Annotated in this window: 18 protein-coding genes; 16 read left to right on the plus strand and 2 right to left on the minus strand. The window is 40.8% G+C overall.

Annotated elements, in window-relative coordinates; all coding sequences use genetic code 11:
• Nucleotides 1-14: 14 nt before the first annotated feature.
• A complete protein-coding gene (locus AACL30_RS06640) occupies nucleotides 15-1,958 on the minus strand; it encodes a DNA topoisomerase III (protein WP_339058087.1) in 1,944 nt (647 codons plus the stop codon).
• Nucleotides 1,959-2,260: 302 nt separating this feature from the next.
• On the opposite strand from AACL30_RS06640, the gene sppA reads away from it, so the two are divergent.
• On the plus strand, nucleotides 2,261-4,084 hold the full coding sequence (gene sppA, locus AACL30_RS06645; RefSeq protein WP_339058088.1) for a signal peptide peptidase SppA: 1,824 nt from the start codon (nucleotides 2,261-2,263) through the stop codon (nucleotides 4,082-4,084).
• Between the two features lie 189 nt (nucleotides 4,085-4,273).
• On the opposite strand, the gene AACL30_RS06650 is transcribed toward sppA, so the two are convergent.
• A complete protein-coding gene (locus AACL30_RS06650; RefSeq protein ID WP_339058089.1) occupies nucleotides 4,274-4,531 on the minus strand; it encodes a YeaC family protein in 258 nt (85 codons plus the stop codon).
• 243 nt (nucleotides 4,532-4,774) lie between these two features.
• Between AACL30_RS06650 and gapA the strand changes: the two genes are divergently transcribed.
• The 15 genes from gapA to rpsA all read left to right on the plus strand — a co-directional run bounded on the left by gapA (nucleotide 4,775) and on the right by rpsA (nucleotide 18,623).
• Nucleotides 4,775-5,770, plus strand: coding sequence for a glyceraldehyde-3-phosphate dehydrogenase (gapA, locus tag AACL30_RS06655; RefSeq protein WP_339058090.1), 996 nt, complete (start codon nucleotides 4,775-4,777; stop codon nucleotides 5,768-5,770).
• Between the two features lie 89 nt (nucleotides 5,771-5,859).
• Entirely contained in the window at nucleotides 5,860-7,242 is a 1,383-nt protein-coding gene (gene envC / locus AACL30_RS06660) for a murein hydrolase activator EnvC (RefSeq protein WP_339058091.1), read from the plus strand.
• Nucleotides 7,243-7,296: 54 nt separating this feature from the next.
• Entirely contained in the window at nucleotides 7,297-8,391 is a 1,095-nt protein-coding gene (locus tag AACL30_RS06665; RefSeq protein WP_339058092.1) for a divergent polysaccharide deacetylase family protein, read from the plus strand.
• An 89-nt stretch (nucleotides 8,392-8,480) separates the two neighbouring features.
• On the plus strand, nucleotides 8,481-9,317 hold the full coding sequence (locus tag AACL30_RS06670; RefSeq protein WP_339058093.1) for a winged helix-turn-helix domain-containing protein: 837 nt from the start codon (nucleotides 8,481-8,483) through the stop codon (nucleotides 9,315-9,317).
• Between the two features lie 231 nt (nucleotides 9,318-9,548).
• Nucleotides 9,549-9,851: a hypothetical protein gene (locus tag AACL30_RS06675; protein WP_339058094.1), complete on the plus strand. Its 303-nt coding sequence runs from the start codon at nucleotides 9,549-9,551 to the stop codon at nucleotides 9,849-9,851.
• A 64-nt stretch (nucleotides 9,852-9,915) separates the two neighbouring features.
• Nucleotides 9,916-10,212, plus strand: a complete 297-nt coding sequence (gene sctI / locus AACL30_RS06680) for a type III secretion system inner rod subunit SctI (RefSeq protein ID WP_006705296.1) — start codon at nucleotides 9,916-9,918, stop codon at nucleotides 10,210-10,212.
• 149 nt (nucleotides 10,213-10,361) lie between these two features.
• Entirely contained in the window at nucleotides 10,362-11,033 is a 672-nt protein-coding gene (locus tag AACL30_RS06685) for an HrpE/YscL family type III secretion apparatus protein (RefSeq protein ID WP_339058095.1), read from the plus strand.
• A gap of 37 nt (nucleotides 11,034-11,070) precedes the next feature.
• Nucleotides 11,071-11,502: a hypothetical protein gene (locus tag AACL30_RS06690; RefSeq protein ID WP_339058096.1), complete on the plus strand. Its 432-nt coding sequence runs from the start codon at nucleotides 11,071-11,073 to the stop codon at nucleotides 11,500-11,502.
• On the plus strand, nucleotides 11,483-11,758 hold the full coding sequence (locus tag AACL30_RS06695; protein ID WP_339058097.1) for a phosphopantetheine-binding protein: 276 nt from the start codon (nucleotides 11,483-11,485) through the stop codon (nucleotides 11,756-11,758). Before AACL30_RS06690 ends, AACL30_RS06695 begins: the two co-directional genes overlap by 20 nt.
• Nucleotides 11,759-11,795: 37 nt before the next feature.
• Nucleotides 11,796-12,365, plus strand: a complete 570-nt coding sequence (gene tsaC, locus AACL30_RS06700; protein ID WP_339058098.1) for an L-threonylcarbamoyladenylate synthase type 1 TsaC — start codon at nucleotides 11,796-11,798, stop codon at nucleotides 12,363-12,365.
• Nucleotides 12,366-12,376: 11 nt separating this feature from the next.
• The gene (aroE, locus tag AACL30_RS06705) at nucleotides 12,377-13,180 is read left to right on the plus strand and encodes a shikimate dehydrogenase (protein ID WP_339058099.1); all 804 of its coding nucleotides are present in this window, start codon (nucleotides 12,377-12,379) and stop codon (nucleotides 13,178-13,180) included.
• A gap of 128 nt (nucleotides 13,181-13,308) precedes the next feature.
• A complete protein-coding gene (gene serC / locus AACL30_RS06710; RefSeq protein ID WP_339058100.1) occupies nucleotides 13,309-14,400 on the plus strand; it encodes a 3-phosphoserine/phosphohydroxythreonine transaminase in 1,092 nt (363 codons plus the stop codon).
• A complete protein-coding gene (gene aroA / locus AACL30_RS06715) occupies nucleotides 14,393-15,682 on the plus strand; it encodes a 3-phosphoshikimate 1-carboxyvinyltransferase (protein WP_339058101.1) in 1,290 nt (429 codons plus the stop codon). The genes serC and aroA overlap by 8 nt, the downstream gene beginning before the upstream one ends.
• A 234-nt stretch (nucleotides 15,683-15,916) precedes the next feature.
• Entirely contained in the window at nucleotides 15,917-16,642 is a 726-nt protein-coding gene (cmk, locus tag AACL30_RS06720; RefSeq protein ID WP_339058102.1) for a (d)CMP kinase, read from the plus strand.
• A 328-nt stretch (nucleotides 16,643-16,970) separates the two neighbouring features.
• Nucleotides 16,971-18,623, plus strand: coding sequence for a 30S ribosomal protein S1 (rpsA, locus tag AACL30_RS06725; protein WP_339058103.1), 1,653 nt, complete (start codon nucleotides 16,971-16,973; stop codon nucleotides 18,621-18,623).
• Nucleotides 18,624-18,762 lie beyond the last annotated feature (139 nt).

Below are 18,762 nucleotides of genomic sequence, written 5' to 3' on the forward strand. Positions count from 1 at the left end.
AATCTATTCACTCTCTATTCACTAAAATTTTTCCCTTCTTTAGTGTCCAAATTTATTAGGTCAGAATACCGCCCTGGCCGCCTAGCGGCAACTTCAAGGGCTGTGGGTATATTAAAGGTCGAAGATGAATGGCTCTGCTTTACCTGATAAATTAAATGCTTTAGCGTAGCCACCAAAGGTTGCATAAAATCTTGATAACAAAATTTTTTTTCACTGATACGTGTTAAGGTTGCCTCCCAGTGCGCGGTCATGTCGGGGTGAGTCGCAATAGCAGGTAATGCGTGGATTAAGGCTCTGCCCGCTGCACTAGCAGAAATATAACGCCCTTTTTTGCATAAAAAATTACGTTTAAAAAGAAGTTCAATAATGCCTGCCCGTGTCGCTTCAGTCCCCAAACCGTCCGTAGCCCGCAGTACTTTTTTTAACTCTTTATCCTGTACAAATCGTGAGATGCCTGTCATCGCCGATAACAAACTCGCATCAGTAAATGGTCGTGGCGGTTGTGTTTGCCTTTCAAGCAGCTCTGCTTTTTCACACAACAATTCAGCCCCTGGTGCCACAACCGGCAACGGCATTCCCTCGTCTTCTTCGTTTCGTTCTTTAGTGCCGAGTAAAATTCGCCAACCTGCAGAGACAAGAAAACGGGCTTTAGCGATAAACTTACCCCCCATAATTTCTAATTCAATAGAGCATTTGCGAAACTGGGCATTGGGGCAAAATTGCATTAGATATTGCTTTGCAATCAAACCATAAACTTTATTTTCGTCTGCTGTCATCTTGACACTGCTACTGCGTGGAGTGGGGATAATGGCATGATGCGCATCCACTTTTTTATCGTCCCAACAGCGATTACGGTGGTCATCATTCATAACGGACAATGGCAGCAACTCAGGTTGGTGACAGCTGATAGCCTTGAATACCGAATGACGATCCAGAAAATGTTCGGTGGGTAAGTAGCGGCAATCGGAGCGAGGATAGGTAATCAATTTATAGTTTTCATACAAACACTGGCAGATATCTAACACTTTTTGAGCACTTAACGCGAAACGCTTCGCTGCCTCTATCTGTAATGTGGATAAAGAGAACGGCAATGGTGCGGTTTCTGATTCTTTTTTATCATGGTATGCAGTAACCTTTGCTTGCTGCCCAGTAATACGATTAATCACATGTTCTGCCAGTGGCTTATGTAATATACGTCCCTCTTCATCTTGATGATTTTCACAGGCATCACTGGGTTGCCAAAGAGCAACGAAACGTTCTCCTTTGGGCGTAATAATGTGTGCTTTTACTTCAAAAAAATCTTTGGGTATGAAATTTTCAATTTCCTCATCACGACGGACGACTAATCCCAGCACCGGTGTTTGCACTCGTCCGACTGAAAGTACACCATTATATCCCGCATTACGCCCGAGAAGGGTATAGGCACGTGTCATATTGATACCATATAACCAATCTGCTCGTGCCCGCGCTAATGCTGAGACACAGAGAGGGATGAAGTCACGGTTATCACGTAATCGTTTTACTGCTCGTTCAACGGCTTGCGGATTTAAATCGTTAATAAGACAACGACGTACATTTTGTCGTATTGACGGTGTCAAAGCCAAATAATCCAGTACCTCATCGACCAATAGTTGTCCTTCGCGATCAGGATCACCTGCATGGATGACTTCATCAGCCTGCTGTAATAATTTTTTAATGGTATTGAGCTGCTTGATGACCGAACTACGTGGCTGTAATTGCCATTTTTTGGGGATAATAGGTAAATCGGTCAATGACCAGCGATTATAACGACTATCGTAAACATCAGGTGGTGCCTGCTCTAATAAATGCCCAATACACCAGGTCACAATATGCTCGTTACCACAGGCAATAAAACCATCATTACGCCGATGGGGTTTAGGCAGTATGTCGGCAATGGCGCGCGCCAAACTAGGCTTCTCAGCAATAAAAAGTTGCATTACTCACCGTTACTAATCACATAAGATAATCTATAATATCTGCACTCACCTACGCTGTCATCAACGTTGCGTCATCGAAAAATTAGGACATGGATTCAATTTTGGGTCAATTGTTGTCGATTAATCTATTTAGAGCCTATTCGAAATCTTTTTTGAGCGGCGCTTAAGAGAAAGAAAAGAAATTTCGAACAAGTTCTTAGACTGACGTTTATTTAATAGATTATTAAGATATAGCCGAATCAGTTTCATTTGATTCAAGGCGAAGGGTATACACAAACCGGTTAAATTGTTTTGGAGACTACATGCGCATTTTTTTGCGGTTTATTACTGGTTTTTTCCGACAAACATGGCGTTTACTGAATTTTGTCAGAGAATTCGTATGCAATTTATTTTTTATCCTATTAATTTTCATTGCTATTAGTCTTTACTTTCAATTTCAAAACAAATCAGAACCGGTAAAAGGGGCTTTATTAGTTGATTTAAATGGCATTATCGTTGATAAACCGGTGGTAAATAATAAATTACGAGTCTGGGGACGTGAACTGCTTGGTTCTTCCAGCACGCGCTTACAGGAAAATTCACTGTTTGAGATAGTGGAAACGCTCCGCCAAGCTAGATCTGATAATAATATTACCGGTATAGTATTGTCATTAAACAATCTCGCGGGCGCTGATCAGCCATCGTTGCAATATATAGGTAAAGCGCTCAGTGAGTTTCGTAACAGTGGCAAGCCAATTTATGCTATTGGTGAAAGTTATAGTCAAGCTCAGTACTACTTGGCCAGTTTCGCTAATAAAATTTACTTAGCACCTCAAGGCTCCGTTCAACTTCATGGCTTCTCCACCAATACTCTCTACTACAAATCATTGCTAGATAAGCTAAAAGTGAGTACACATATTTTCCGTGTGGGTACTTATAAATCGGCGGTTGAACCCATGCTCCGCGATAATATGTCTGACGCTGCGCGGGAAGCCAGTAGCCGGTGGGTAGAAAGTTTGTGGCAAAATTATTTAACAACGGTGGCGGCTAACCGGTATCTTAGCCCACAACAATTATTTCCAAGCGCTCCAGAGATGATTACCGCTTTACAAACTAAGGAGGGTAATCTGGCTAAATATGCGCTGGATAACAAATTAGTTGATCAGATAGCCTCTAACCCAGAAGTGGAAACTGAATTGAGCAAAACTTTTGGCTGGGATGAAGAAAGCAATAATTTTAATTTTATTAGCATCTATGACTATCAAAGCCAAGAACAACCACAACAAGATAACGAAATTGCCGTTATTTTAATTAATGGTGCCATTGTTGATGGTGCGAAAACGCCAGGTAATATTGGTGGTGATGCTGCTGCGGCGCAAATTCGTCAAGCACGGCTGGATCCTAAAATTAAAGCGGTTATTTTACGTGTCAATAGTCCGGGTGGCAGTGCTAGTGCATCTGAAGTAATACGCGCTGAGCTCGTCGCTCTTCGCCGTGCCAATAAGCCCCTGGTGGTTTCTATGGGGGGGATGGCGGCATCAGGAGGATATTGGGTTTCTACGCCCGCTAATTATATTATCGCCAGTCCCAGCACCCTTACCGGCTCCATCGGTATTTTTGGTGTGATCAATACTTTTGAAAATTCATTAGACAACGTAGGCGTTCATAGTGATGGTGTAGCCACTTCACCGCTGGCAGATGTGGCTATCACTAAAGCTTTACCGCCAGAATTTAGTCAAATGATGAAAATGACTATTGAGCATGGTTACCAAACTTTTATTGAGCTTGTTGCCACTGCGCGTAAAAAAACCATTGCCCAAATGGATGAAGTTGCTCAGGGGCGAGTATGGACTGGGTCAGATGCGCAACAACGGGGTTTGGTCGATCAATTAGGTGATTTTGACGATGCAGTGAAAAAAGTGGCCGAATTGGCAAAGCTCAAGCAATATACACTACAGTGGTTTGCCGAACCGCCCAATTTGAAAGAAGTTATCTTGGATCAGATTAACACTTCGATGCAGGCAATGCTGCCACCGCCTTTCTCGGCCATGCTCACGGCGGTAAAGGAACAACCTCATTTTCTCAATCAACTCAAAGATCCACAAAATCTTTATGCATTATGTTTGGTTTGTAGTGATGTTCAGTAGACTTTTTACATAACCTACTGCGTGCTGTGAATTTCTGTGTTACCGGTGGCTCACAATCTTCACGTACTCGCCGGGCGCTTTGACTTTGCATCACGCGCTACAGTTTCGAAAGAGGTCTAATGTAAAAATTATGGGGTTGTCGATTTAATCAATGGTTGACTCACAGAAGGTTGGCATAGCCAAATCATTTTAATTTGATTCGGCTATAACAAATTGTTGTATTAATTCTTGTTTACTTTTCATCATTATCTGACCATCAGTACCAATACTCATGTGAGGCGCTTCGGTGTTATGACGCGCTTGCCATAGCATGACGATTTGTAGGCTATTTTCTTTTTGGGCTGGGGTTAATGCAATGCCGTCTGGCCACTTACCTAATTCCACTGCGTTTAATAAACGTTGACAGATTTCTGGGGTGATCTTGGCGATTAAATCATAAAGCTCCATTAAAGCTCCTTGTTAGCTTATTTTCGCTGCTATAGCCAAATCATTTTAATTTGATTCTGTGTTGTCGTCGCTTGCCGTACTATTTGTACTGTCTGCGCTCCTCCGCCTTGAATCAAATTAAACTGATTCGTCTATAAATTGTACTTTATCGTCGTCATTGACACGATTCCGCTTGACGCTCGGTAAGGTTTTTGTAATTTTACCCGCTACTTTTATTATCCACAAAATAGCGGATGGAATTATATGACTATCAAAATAGGGATCAACGGTTTTGGCCGTATCGGTCGCATTGTTTTTCGGGCGGCGCAAGAACGTACTGACATCGAAGTCGTGGCGATCAACGACTTATTGAATGCTGAATATATGGCTTATATGCTGAAATATGATTCTACCCATGGTCGCTTCAATGGGACGGTCGAGGTTAAAGATGGCCATTTGGTGGTCAATGGTAAAAAGGTTCGTATCACGGCTGAAAAAGATCCCGCGAATCTGAAATGGAACGAAGTCAACGTCGATGTTGTGGCGGAAGCCACCGGCCTGTTTCTTACCAAAGAAACGGCAGGTAAACACCTTGATGCCGGGGCAAAAAAAGTGGTTTTAACCGGCCCGTCAAAAGACGACACCCCAATGTTTGTTATGGGCGTCAACCATGAAACTTACGCGGGGCAAAAAATTGTTTCCAACGCCTCTTGCACCACTAACTGCTTGGCGCCATTGGCTAAAGTCATAAACGATAAATTTGGTATCGTTGAAGCGTTAATGACCACCGTACATGCCACGACAGCGACACAAAAAACAGTCGATGGCCCATCACAAAAAGATTGGCGTGGAGGACGTGGTGCATCACAAAATATCATCCCTTCCTCTACTGGCGCTGCTAAAGCGGTGGGTAAAGTGATCCCTGAACTGAATGGTAAATTGACTGGTATGGCTTTCCGCGTGCCAACGCCGAATGTTTCTGTGGTTGATCTGACGGCTCGTTTGGCCAAACCGGCGACTTACCTGGAAATTTGTCAGGCGATCAAAACAGCATCGGAAGGGGAGTTAACAGGGATCCTAGGTTACACTGAAGATGAAGTGGTCTCTAACGATTTTAACGGGGAAAAACTGACTTCAATATTTGATGCTAAAGCCGGTATTGCACTTAATGATAATTTTGTAAAATTAATTGCCTGGTACGATAATGAAACCGGTTATTCGAATAAAGTGTTAGATTTGATTGCCCACATCAGTAAATAGATTTCTTGCATAGCCTACTGCGTGATGCGAATTCTAGAATTAAACCACCCAAGGGTGGTTTTTTCATAATAGTGGAATAATCTAATTTTATGATTAAAAAGACATTATTTTTAATAACAATGATTGTAGGCCATATCATCGGAAGGCGTAATATATTGCTGATTAGACAACAGTCTATCTGCTTTATGCTCTGTGTTATTCTTTATTCTAGTCTTTTTTATTCTTACCTATTGCCATTCTCTAGCCATGCGGCGGATACACTGTCGTCTGAAAAAAAGACTAATAATAAAAATCAGGTCGATAATAAAGTCCAGTTGAAAAATCTACAACAAGGGATTGAAGAAAAAGAAAAAAGTGTCAAAAAACAAAAACAGCAACACCATGTACTGTTAGAGCGTCTGCGACAACAAGAAAATAATATCGCCCAGGTGAGTCGCACTTTACGTGAAATCCAATCTACATTAACGCAATTAAATAAAGATATGGCTGATGTCAGCACCTCTATTAGCCAGTTAGAAAAGCAACAATCAATACAACAGACTTTACTGGCCAAACAACTTAATGCTGCTTTTAAACAAGGAAAACATAGTGCTTTACGATTGATATTGAATGGAGAAGCAGGGCGGCGTGATGAACGTATTCTTGCCTATTTTAATTATCTTAATCATGCACGTACCCGATCGATTAACACATTGAAAAAAATTCGCACCGATTTAGCGGGACAAAAAAAAATATTAGTACAAAAAAAGCATCGGCAAACGACCTTACTTAATGAAAAAAAAGAGCAACAGCAAAAATGGGAAACCGCACGTACAGCTCGTAAACAAACCCTCACATCACTTGAAAAATCGCTGCAAAAAGATCAACAAAGTTTAACGGAATTAAAATCAAACGAGCGTCGCTTACGTAATAAAATTGCTAACGCTGAACGTAGGGCTAAGGCGAGAGCGAAAAAAGAGGCGCAAGAAGCTGCTCGTATGCGTGAGCAAATAAAAGCGAAAAAGCAACAAGCAGAAAAAACCGGCAGTCAATATACTCTCAGTGAAAATGAACGCTCACTCATGGCGCGCACGGGGGGGCTTGGGCCACCGAAGGGGCAAACTATTTGGCCAGTACGTGGTGAGGTACGCCACCGATTTGGCGAAGCATTACAAGGAGAATTACGTTGGAAAGGAATGGTTATTGCCTCCACTGAAGGTCGGGAAGTCAGGGCAATTGCTTATGGTCGTGTTTTATTGGCCGATTGGCTGCAAGGCTATGGATTGATGGTGGTGGTGGAGCATGGTAGAGGGGACATGAGTCTGTACGGCTATAATCAAAGTATACTTGTCAACGTGGGGGATGAGGTAAAAGCAGGTCAAGCTATCGCCTTAGTTGGAACCAGTGGTGGACAGGGTCAGCCTTCACTTTATTTTGAAATACGCAGACAAGGCCAAGCAATGAATCCACAACCCTGGCTCGATACACCTTGATAGAAGGGTTTTTGATTACCCGATTACGAATGCTAATCGAATTAGGAAAAAATATTGCATCATTTCAAAATACCTTTATTACTGTTATCCAGTATGTTGTGGATAGTCAGCGGCACTGAAGCCAGTATACCCTTTGTCTTTGAAGCCGCCGCGTTGTTGGCTGCGAGCCCTCGCCCGAATCACGTAGCCTGTCTACGCTCATCAGATCTCACTCCCTGGCCGCCTAGCGGCAACTTCAAAGACAAAGGGTATAAATTGGCTATCGTCATTGATGATTTTGGCTACCGTCCCGTTAACGAAAATAAAATATTGCAACTCCCACTACCGATTTCGATAGCGATCTTGCCTCATGCTCCTTATGCCAGAGCAATGGCAATGAAAGCCCATAATCAGGGACGTGAAATTCTCATTCATCTGCCTATGGCGCCGTTAAGCAAACAACCATTAGAGCTTGATACATTACACCCACAAATGAGTGTTGAAGAAATTCAGCGGATTATTCGCCAAGCGATCATAAATGTACCTCACGCTGTGGGGATGAATAATCATATGGGCAGCGCGATGACCAGTAATTTGCCTGCGATGCAAAAAGTAATGCAAGTGTTGGATCAATACCAACTCTATTTTCTCGATAGTCTCACTATCAATAACAGCCAAGTTAGCCGGGCGGCTCAAGGTACCGGGGTCAAAGTTATAAAACGGCAAATATTTCTTGATCAATCGCTGACTGAAACGGCTATTCGCCAACAATTTAATCAAGCAATCGCATTGGCGCGCCGTCATGGTGCCGTCATTGCCATTGGCCATCCTCATCCCGCCACTATCCTGGTACTACAGAAAATGTTGCCTGAGCTCCCCGCTGACATCACTTTGGTACCACCCAGTGCGTTATTAAATGAAAACTTGATCACTAGTCCCCATAAAGTCAAAATGGCAGTTCAAACACAAAATAAAGTCAAAAGCCTAGATCAGGATAAAATCCAACACCAAAGAAGTGAAAAGATTGATACGGATTATTTGCTTATCGCCTTGGTTACAGAATTAATGCAACCTCCTATGGTCAAGGTGTTAATACCTTATTCAATAATTGCAAATTTCAGCACTTTTACCAGCACCATACATTTTTTTACCAAAAAAAGATTAATATAGCCACATTGTCTAGGTATATCTTATTTATTGACATACTTTAGTCCGAATATTTATGGGCTTCATCTGATTAAATTAAGAGTTAATATCGAATGAATGAGCTACTATCTGACGTTGAGCAATATGTCTTTGGTGACTTTATCTTAAAAAAAGACGGAATTATTTTTTATAATGATAAAAAAAACAAGCTACCCGGTAAGGAACTGTCTGTATTAATATTACTGCTCAATTCTGCTGGCCTTTTACTATCTGCTAATGAAATAATAAAAAAAATTTGGCGTGGTGATTTAGGTGCTGAAAAATCACTGGCTCGCTGTATTTATGTATTGCGTAAAATACTGCAAGAAAATAAAGACAATCGTTATATTGATGTTGTTTATGGTAAGGGCTATCGTTTTATTCGTCCGGTGACACATCTGTTACCAGAGAATAAGAAAAAATCAAAGAGTATGCTCGCTATCTTACCATTTAAAATGGAAAATCAGGTTGATTCGTTAATTATCCACGATTTTTTACTACAGGCGTTATCAAAATATACACCCTTAGGTCTTAGTATTTTGCCCTCTATTCTTACCAATAATTGTAAAAACTATGATGATATCGTTACCTTACTAGATAAAACACAGCCAGATTATTATTTGGCAGGAACAATGATAATCTGTAACTCACAGCCTTGTTTACGGATTGAATTAGTTTACGCTAGAGAGCATAGTATTGTTCACAGAGAAAGCATAATACTTGAAAAAGATATTAATTTTAGCTGCTTCATTTTACAACATATTCTCGATGAATTTTTACCAAATCATATTCCCTGTTTACAAAATAAAAAAAATAAATCATCAAAAATACAATATAAAAAGTCGGCCTCTTTGGAAGGAAAATTTTATTATTATACTCCTGGGATAAAAAATCCCTTGTTAGCACATTAAATCTAGCCATTAAAAAATTAAAATAAGCATTTTTTAATAACATACTGCTATGTCTATATTAATATTTTTAATATGTTGTCTGCGTGGATATAGTTGAATCAAGTTAAACTGATTCGACTATAAGATACAAAATATGATGAAATTACGGATAATTGATGATGTTTACATCAGGATTTCATTATCTATTTTTGCTAATTTATTCCTCTATTTGAAAATTTAAAGGAAAATAAAATGGCGATAAATGAAATTGAGCATGGAAAAAATACAATTACTGATATTAGCAGTTTTAATAAAAATGCAGGTATAACATCGGTAGTGGATTTATCTACAAAGCGTAGTGAACAGAGACAACCAGAGTTACCAGAAGATGTTATGGCGGCACTTAAACAGCTAAGTAAAAATCCTTTAAATGAAGTGGCAGCACTTAATTATCAGCGAATATCACAGGATAATATGTTAGCAAAAACAGCGGCTTCTAATACAAGTAAAGCACTGAAAGACGTTACCATGAGTATTATCAGTACCTTCCGTTAATTAATGTTAGTCAATTAAATATTTTCAAATTTATTTAATATATTTATCTTACATAGAGGCTATAATGGATTCAATTAAAAACATTCAAGGCATAAAAACCATTGTCGATGATATTAAACCAATTGATGATGGAAACGTATCACTTGAAGATCGTATGCTGAGTGCATATTCTAATAATATTGCTGAATTTTCTGACAGAAAAAATAAAATTTTAGAACAAATAAACAGTAACAAACCTATGAGCTTCGATGATACTTATCGATTACAAAAACGCATGGGTGATTATAATATGGAGGTGTCACTGATTAGTGCCACTGTACGTAAAGTCGTTGGTGCTGCTGAAACACTATTACGCGCATAATATAGCCGAATCAGTCTAATTTTATTCAAGGCAGAGGAGCGCAGACAGTACAAATAGTACGGCAAGCGACGACAACAAAAATAAAATTAAAATGATTTGGTTATAATAAAAAACAATTCGATTAATATATCAAAACGAGGCTCTGTATAATGCTTAAATTAACGCCTTTAACTGCACATGAAGGTGTGTTATTGACACGTGCACAAGTCACCGGACAAAGACAAGCAAAAAATATATTGTCTGAAGCTTGCTTACACGCAAAAAAAATGATTAAGCAAGCAGGATCTGATGCGGAAAAAATAAAAAAACAGGCTTATGCCGAGGGTTATCAACAAGGTGTTATTACCGCTGCCAAACAGATAAAGAAATATATTAATGCGAGTCATGAGTTAAGTGAAAAATTAAATACGGTATTAGTGAAACGTGCCAAGGAAATATTATCTACCGCCCTTGATCATCCTGATATACTGATTATTTTAGTTGATGAATGGCTGCATAAATTAGATAAAGAATCTGTTATAAATGATAATTTATTACATTTAATTCTTCCGTTAAGCGCAAAAAAAAGGCATGTGCAATTACTAGAATTTCTTAATGAAAATTGGAATAAACCGATAAAAATAGAATATCATGCAGAATCTAGATTAATTATTAAATATGTTGATCAAATTGCTGAATTTGTTCCAGATGAATTTATTGAACAGGGTTTAACACGTTTATCATTAACCAACGATGTCATTAAAGAATGCAGAACGCTTTCACAAAATGCTTTGCAGCAACTCAGTGATCTCTTTCAAAAATCATTTTCTGCTACCGAATAAAATAATAAAAAATTTAAACATTCACTAAGGACATGCTATGACTGAAATTATTAACACCGCATTTTACCAAACAAAAAATCTTTCATCCAATGCACAGAATACACCAATGACGCTTAATGAAAGAATAAAATCATTATTCTTTGACTTAGCTGGCAAAGTCATTCCTGCTGAAACTCAAGAAGCCAGACATGAAGCATTAAAAAAGACTTTCAATCAACATGGTGAATATTTAAAACCGGAATCGTTTAGAGTAAACCAGCTTAGAAAGTATTTTGAGGAGAAGGTTATCAATGTTGATCAGCTTGAACAAAGAGCAGATGTAGCAAAGCAGGCTATCGAAAATGATAAGCTTATAGTCGAATTTAATAATATGCCTTTTAACGATTGGTTTAATAAACAAATAGCGTCAATGAAACCACCTAATTTGCAAGATGACAACTGGGGCATTGATGATGAAGAAAAATGGTAAAACTGATCATAAGAAGATCACCCAGCAAATCTTGGCTACTTGTTTTGGCTGTAGTGAACAAGATCTTAGCGGCGAAAAGCATCTTATTAATGACTTATATGCAGATTCCCTCACGCTGATAGACATCGTTATCATGATTAGTGAACAATTAAAAATTGATATGAATGAAAAAGATATTATTAACATTAATACGGTTGATGATCTTTATCGCTGGGTAGAAAATAAAATATTGGCGGTTTCAAGCGATTTCGCATAGGCTCTCAGAAAAATCAGATATCAGTAGGATAAAGGGCATGAGTCAAAATGAGCCTGCTCAATTGGAAAAAGTATTATTAGCGTTACGACATGAAGAAGTGATTGCCTATCCAACAGAATCGGTATTTGGCTTGGGGTGTGATCCAAACAGCGAAAAAGCGGTGAATGCGTTATTGACCTTGAAGCAGCGTTCTCGGCAAAAAGGGCTAATACTCGTTGCGGCTAACTATGATCAGTTACAGCCTTATCTCGATGATTCACCGCTCAGTATGGCTCAGCGTGCCTCTGTTTTTAGCAGTTGGCCAGGGGCGATAACTTGGGTGATCCCCGCCAAAAGAGATACTCCTGATTGGTTAACGGGGCGTTTTAATTCACTGGCTGTTAGGGTGAGTGCTCATCCATTAGTACGGCAGCTGTGTACATGCTATGGTAAGCCTTTAGTTTCGACCAGTGCCAATTTAAGTGGTCATCCGCCTTGTCGTACAGAAGCAGATGTCAAAATGCAATTTGGTATTTTATTACCCGTGCTAACAGGGCAGGTGGGCGGTTGTAAAAATCCATCAGAAATCAGAGATGCGCTAACGGGTAAACAACTTCGTCAAGGCTAGCAGAGAAAGATATGTCACACTTTGCTGTTTTCGGTAACCCCATCAAACACAGTCTATCGCCTAAAATTCACGCGCTTTTTGCCGCTCAAACGGGTATTGCACATCTATACCGATCAATACTTGCCTCCCCTGATCATTTCGAAAAAGAATTAACCACATTTTTTTCAGCTGGTGCAAAAGGGGCTAATGTTACGACACCCTTTAAAGAGCGAGCCTATGCAATATGCAGCCAACTGACAGAAAGAGCAGCATTGGCGGGGGCGGTTAATACTTTACTCGCGGTAGATGATGGAAAATTATTAGGCGATAATACGGACGGTATCGGCTTACTAGACGATCTTAATCGGCTCAATTTTATCCACCCGCAGGATCGTGTTTTATTAATCGGGGCGGGGGGAGCTGCGCGAGGCGTCATTTCGCCACTTATCTCCTACGGTTGTAACATAGTTATTAGCAATCGAACCTTTAGTCGTGCGCAACAGTTGAGTGAACTCTTTAAGAAAAATATTATGGCGTTGGAGATGGCGGAATTACAGACTGAAAAATTTAATTTAATTATTCATGCGACAGGAGCAGGAATTCATAATAAAATTCCCGCGTTGCCCGCTTCTATCCTCTCCAACAATCCACGCTGTTATGATATTTTTTATCAATCAGATTTAACCCCTTTTCTCGCTTGGGTAGCGCAACAAGGTGTACAGAACTACGCTGATGGTTTAGGTATGTTAGTGAGTCAAGCCGCTCATGCCTTCAAACTTTGGCATGGCCTGATGCCTGAGAGTACACCGGTATTAAAGCTGTTGCGTAATATATAGCCAAATCATTTTAATTTGATTCTGCGTTGTCGTCGCTTGCCGTGCTATTTGTACTGTCTGTGCTCCTCCGCCTTGAATCAAATTAAAATGATTTGGCTATAATCGGTAATTAACGAATAGGTGATCAAATGCCCTCTGTTTATAATTTTAGCGCTGGACCAGCCATGTTACCTGCAGAAGTGCTTCTTAAGGCTCAGCAAGAGTTATGTCATTGGCAAGAACTTGGCGTTTCCGTCATGGAAATTAGCCATCGTAGTAAAGAATTTATGCAAGTGGTTCAGGAATCAGAGAAAGATCTGCGTGAATTGTTAAAAATTCCTGACAATTATAAGGTACTGTTTTGCCATGGAGGGGCTAGAGGCCAATTTGCGGCGGTTCCGCTCAATATTTTGGCTGAAAAAAAAACAGCGGATTACATTGATAGCGGTTACTGGGCACGTAGCGCGATCGACGAAGCAAAAAAATATTGCACTCCCAATGTCATTGATGTCGTCATTACTGATACGGCTGGCAAGGTGGGTATTAAGCCGATGAAGGACTGGTCATTAGATGACAACGCCGCCTATTTGCATTACTGCCCGAATGAAACCATCGAGGGCATCGCTATCCATGAGCAACCCTGTTTTGACAATAAAAAAGTGGTGGTTGCGGATTGCTCTTCCTGTCTGCTTTCCTGCCCTATTGATGTTGAACGTTATGGTGTCATTTATGCCGGTGCACAAAAAAATATTGGGCCAGCGGGGTTGACATTGGTCATTATACGGGAAGATTTGTTAGGACATGCACATCCGCTAACGCCCTCTATTTTCAATTATAAAACCTTAGCTGAAAAGGATTCTATGTTTAATACTCCTCCCACCTTTGCCTGGTATCTGGCAGGCCTGGTCTTTAAGTGGTTGCTAAAACAGGGGGGGCTTGAGGAAATGGAAAAACGCAATCGAGTTAAAGCCAAATTGTTATATTCTGTCATCGATGACAGCAAGTTATATCGCAATAATGTAGAAGAAAATTACCGCTCATGGATGAATGTGCCTTTTCGACTGCTTGATCCTGCCTTGGAAGCGCTCTTTTTTGCAGAGGCTGAAAGCAAAGGATTAAAAGCACTAAAAGGCCATTCAGTAGCAGGAGGGGTGCGAGCGTCCATTTATAATGCGATGCCAATTGAAGGTGTGAAAGCTTTGACCGCTTTTATGTGTGATTTTGAGCGCCGTCATGGTTGAATCGCTTAGGCTACAACCGATACCGTTAATCAATGGTACCGTCAAATTACCTGGCTCGAAAAGCATCTCCAATCGTGTATTGCTTTTAGCAGCATTGGCAAGCGGCACGACCCAAATCGACAATTTGCTAGACAGTGATGATACACGCCATATGCTCAAAGCGTTAACAACACTGGGCGTAAAATACCGACTTTCCGCTGATGCCACTCAATGTGAAATCGATGGCCTTAATGGGCTAATGCATACTGATAAAGGGCAAAAATTATTTTTAGGTAATGCTGGCACTGTACTGCGACCCTTGACGGCGGTGCTGTGTCTAGGAAACAGTGATGTTATTTTGACCGGTGAACCTCGTATGAAAGAACGGCCTATTGGCCATTTAGTAGATGCTTTACGTCAAGGAGGCGCACAAATAGATTATCTTGGACAGCACAATTATCCCCCCCTTCGTTTAAAAGGTGGTTTTTCAGGTGGCACATTAACGCTTGATGGCAGTCTGTCTAGCCAATTTTTAACTGCCCTATTACTGGCCGCCCCTTTGGCTATTCAGGATACTCATATTCAGATTCAAGGCAATCTGGTGTCCAAACCCTATATTGATATCACCTTGCATTTAATGAAAATATTCGGTGTTGAGGTTCACAGGCAAAATGACCAACACTTTTACATTAAAGGGAGACAAACTTATCGATCACCGAAGAAATATTGGATTGAAGGTGATGCTTCGTCAGCTTCCTATTTTTTGGCCGCGGCGGCAATTAAAGGGGGTAAAGTTCGCGTGAAGGGTATCGGAAAAAAAAGCATACAGGGTGATATCGAATTTGCTAATGTGTTGCAGCGGATGGGGGCAGCAATCCACTGGCATGATGATTACATTGAATGCTGTCGTGGCCAATTGCAGGGTATCGACATAGATATGAATCACATCCCTGATGTTGCTATGACCCTTGCGATTACGGCACTATTTGCCACAGGATCAACCACTATTCGTAATATTTATAACTGGCGGATAAAAGAAACTGATCGTATTTATGCCATGACGACAGAGCTAGAAAAAGTGGGTGCAAAAGTTATGGCCGGCGAAGAGCACATTTGCATTGTGCCGCCAAAAAAATTAATTTTTACTACTAAAATAAACACTTATAACGACCATCGTATGGCGATGTGTTTCTCACTACTCGCATTATCAGATAACCCAATCACCCTCTTAAATCCTAATTGCGTTACTAAAACGTTCCCTGATTATTTTCATAATTTAACAGCGTTAAGCGCATTCATTTGACATCTTCCCCCCTGTAGGACAGTCGTTTTACCCCATATCGGGTAAATATGTTTGATATCTAAAATATTTTAAACTTTAGCATCTCGTTTTTGACGAAGTATCAGCGAGCACAAAAGCGTTCGAACAGGCTCTTCGGTAATTCTAGGGTAACACTTAGTTAAGATACAGCGTATAATACTGCGCCAGTGATTGCCCTCTAGGGTGAACACGAGGTTCAGCGAAAAGGAGAAAAAAATGACGGTAATACTCCCAGTGATAACCGTTGATGGGCCAAGTGGTGTAGGTAAAGGTACGTTATGTAAAGCATTAGCAGAATTGCAAAAATGGAATTTACTGGATTCAGGAGCTATCTACCGTGTACTCGCCGTGGCAGCGTCACACCATCAGCTGGATATCAAAACTGAAGAGGCGTTAATTCCCATTGCAGAACATCTCGATGTTCGCTTTGTTTCAAATGACAGGCAGTTACAAGTCATTTTAGAAGGTGAGGATATCACTAATGAAATTCGCACTGAAGCTATAGGTAAAAGTGCATCGCAAGTGGCAACCTTCCCACGAGTGCGGGCAGCACTTTTGCTTCGCCAACGGGCGTTTCGTAAAGAGCCTGGCCTAATTGCCGATGGGCGCGATATGGGGACAGTGGTATTTCCTGATGCTCCCGTTAAAATATTCCTTGACGCTAGCGTGCAAGCACGCGCGCATCGGCGTATGCTACAGTTGCAGGCAGAAGGGTTTAATGTTAGCTTCGAGCGTCTTTTGGTTGATATACAGGAACGTGATAATCGTGATCGTAGTAGGCTAATTGCCCCCTTAATCCCTGCAGCTGATGCATTAATACTAGATTCAACTAATATGTCCATTGAACAGGTGATTAATGCATCATTGGCGTATATTGAAAGAAAACTGCCGATGGGGCAGACAGTGCAAGATGCCACAAAGTACAGCCATACAAAATTTTAGCAATAGCGTGGTGTTATAGCCGAATCAGTCTAATTTGATTCAAGGCTAAGGGTATATCGATGACACTATAGACCCAATGAATTTCGAGTTACGGCAAGGCGGCAAGGGCGACCGACCGATGAGCGTAGACATACTACGTGATTCGGCGAGCACCCGCAGCTAACGCCGCCGTAACTTGAAAGGCGAAGGGTATAGACTTAGTCAGCACTTATTGTTAAAGAACATTTTATCCTTACTGCAAAGGATGTGTAGTGAGGCAGATAAACAACCCTATTTGGCGGGATGCTAAGGTAGACGTTAAATTTCACAACTCTTGAAGATTATTAACATGACAGAATCTTTCGCTCAGCTCTTTGAAGAATTCCTAAAAACAATTGAAACACGTCCAGGCTCTATTGTCCGTGGCGTTGTTGTTTCTATCAATAAAGATACCGTCCTGGTGGATGCCGGTTTAAAATCAGAATCAGCAATTCCAGTAGAACAATTTAAAAACGCACAAGGTGAACTAGAAATTCAGGTTGGTGATGAAGTTGACGTTGCGCTAGATGACATAGAAGACGGTTTTGGTGAAACACGCTTATCTCGTGAGAAAGCTAAACGCCACGAAGCATGGGTGATGTTAGAAAAAGCCTATGAAAAAGCGGAAACCGTTACAGGTATCATCGACGGAAAAGTAAAGGGAGGCTTTACCGTCGCACTGAACGAAATCCGTGCTTTCCTACCTGGTTCACTGGTCGATATACGCCCTGTTCGAGACACCCAGAATTTGGAAAACAAAGAGCTTGAGTTCAAAGTCATTAAATTAGATCAAAAGCGTAATAATGTTGTCGTTTCTCGTCGTGCAGTGCTCGAAAATGAAAACAGTGCTGAACGTGATCAATTATTAAAGAACTTACAAGAAGGTGCAATCATTAAAGGGGTGGTTAAAAATCTAACCGATTATGGTGCTTTCGTTGACTTGGGAGGTGTTGATGGTCTATTGCACATTACTGACATGGCCTGGAAACGGATCAAACATCCTAATGAATGCGTCTGTGTAGGTGACGAGATAAACGTTAGAGTACTAAAATATGATGCTGAACGTACACGCGTATCGCTTGGCTTAAAGCAGTTAGCTGAAGACCCATGGGTTTCTATTGCTAAACGCTATCCAGAAAACAGCAAGTTAAAAGGGCGAGTCACAAATCTAACTGATTACGGTTGCTTTGTAGAAATTGAAGAAGGAGTTGAAGGTCTAGTGCATGTTTCTGAAATGGATTGGACCAATAAAAATATCCATCCCGCTAAAGTTGTCAGCCTTGGTGACGAAGTCGAAGTTATGGTGCTCGATATTGATGGTGATCGGCGCCGTATATCGCTTGGCTTGAAACAGTGTAAATGTAATCCTTGGCAGGAATTTGACGAGGCTCACAATAAAGGCGATTGTGTTAAAGGAAAAATCAAATCTATTACTGATTTTGGTATTTTTATCGGTTTAGAGGGCTCCATCGATGGCTTAGTTCATCTGAGTGATATTTGCTGGCATAAATCAGGAGAAGATGCGGTTCGCAAATACAAAAAAAGCGATGAAATCGAAGCCGTTGTTTTACAAGTCGACGCAGAACGTGAACGTATCTCCCTAGGCATTAAACAATTAGTAGAGGATCCCCTTAACGATTTCCTGTCAGACAAAACAAAAGGCACCGTTGTTAAGGGTAAAATTTTAGCGCTTGATGCTAAAAGTGCTACAATTGAGCTGGCACCTAGTGTAACAGGCAGCATGCGTGTTTCCGATGCCATGTCGAAGCTGAAAGTTGGCGATGAGATTGAGGCACAATATATAAGTGTTGATCGTAAGACTCGCAAAATTGTTTTATCGGCTTGTACTAAGGATGAAAGCAATGAAAAGGATGCGACTAAGCCTACTGCCAACAATAAGCAGGAAGAAACTGGTTTCTCTAACGCTATGGTTGAAGCATTCAAAGCAGCCAAGGGAGAATAAGGTAGCAGCGAGATCGATTTTTTGTCTCTGAATATACCCTTTGTCTTTGAAGTTGCCGCTAGGCGGCCAGGGCGTGAGACCCGATGAGCGTAGACAAACTACGTGATTCGGGCGAGGGCTCGCAGCCAACAACGCGGCG

This window comes from Candidatus Regiella endosymbiont of Tuberolachnus salignus (genome assembly GCF_964020115.1).
Classification (GTDB): Bacteria; Pseudomonadota; Gammaproteobacteria; order Enterobacterales; family Enterobacteriaceae; genus Regiella; species Regiella insecticola.

Bases quoted from the DNA above. Each gene is read 5' to 3' on its own strand.
- AACL30_RS06690 (WP_339058096.1), top strand. From the start codon at position 11,071: ATGACTGAAATTATTAACACCGCATTTTACCAAACAAAAAATCTTTCA.
- sctI (WP_006705296.1), top strand. From the start codon at position 9,916: ATGGATTCAATTAAAAACATTCAAGGCATAAAAACCATTGTCGATGAT.
- rpsA (WP_339058103.1), top strand. From the start codon at position 16,971: ATGACAGAATCTTTCGCTCAGCTCTTTGAAGAATTCCTAAAAACAATT.
- gapA (WP_339058090.1), top strand. From the start codon at position 4,775: ATGACTATCAAAATAGGGATCAACGGTTTTGGCCGTATCGGTCGCATT.
- envC (WP_339058091.1), top strand. From the start codon at position 5,860: ATGATTAAAAAGACATTATTTTTAATAACAATGATTGTAGGCCATATC.
- aroA (WP_339058101.1), top strand. From the start codon at position 14,393: ATGGTTGAATCGCTTAGGCTACAACCGATACCGTTAATCAATGGTACC.
- aroE (WP_339058099.1), top strand. From the start codon at position 12,377: ATGTCACACTTTGCTGTTTTCGGTAACCCCATCAAACACAGTCTATCG.
- AACL30_RS06670 (WP_339058093.1), top strand. From the start codon at position 8,481: ATGAATGAGCTACTATCTGACGTTGAGCAATATGTCTTTGGTGACTTT.
- tsaC (WP_339058098.1), top strand. From the start codon at position 11,796: ATGAGTCAAAATGAGCCTGCTCAATTGGAAAAAGTATTATTAGCGTTA.
- AACL30_RS06640 (WP_339058087.1), bottom strand. From the start codon at position 1,958: ATGCAACTTTTTATTGCTGAGAAGCCTAGTTTGGCGCGCGCCATTGCC.
- AACL30_RS06685 (WP_339058095.1), top strand. From the start codon at position 10,362: ATGCTTAAATTAACGCCTTTAACTGCACATGAAGGTGTGTTATTGACA.
- sppA (WP_339058088.1), top strand. From the start codon at position 2,261: ATGCGCATTTTTTTGCGGTTTATTACTGGTTTTTTCCGACAAACATGG.
- serC (WP_339058100.1), top strand. From the start codon at position 13,309: ATGCCCTCTGTTTATAATTTTAGCGCTGGACCAGCCATGTTACCTGCA.
- AACL30_RS06675 (WP_339058094.1), top strand. From the start codon at position 9,549: ATGGCGATAAATGAAATTGAGCATGGAAAAAATACAATTACTGATATT.
- cmk (WP_339058102.1), top strand. From the start codon at position 15,917: ATGACGGTAATACTCCCAGTGATAACCGTTGATGGGCCAAGTGGTGTA.
- AACL30_RS06650 (WP_339058089.1), bottom strand. From the start codon at position 4,531: ATGGAGCTTTATGATTTAATCGCCAAGATCACCCCAGAAATCTGTCAA.
- AACL30_RS06695 (WP_339058097.1), top strand. From the start codon at position 11,483: ATGATGAAGAAAAATGGTAAAACTGATCATAAGAAGATCACCCAGCAA.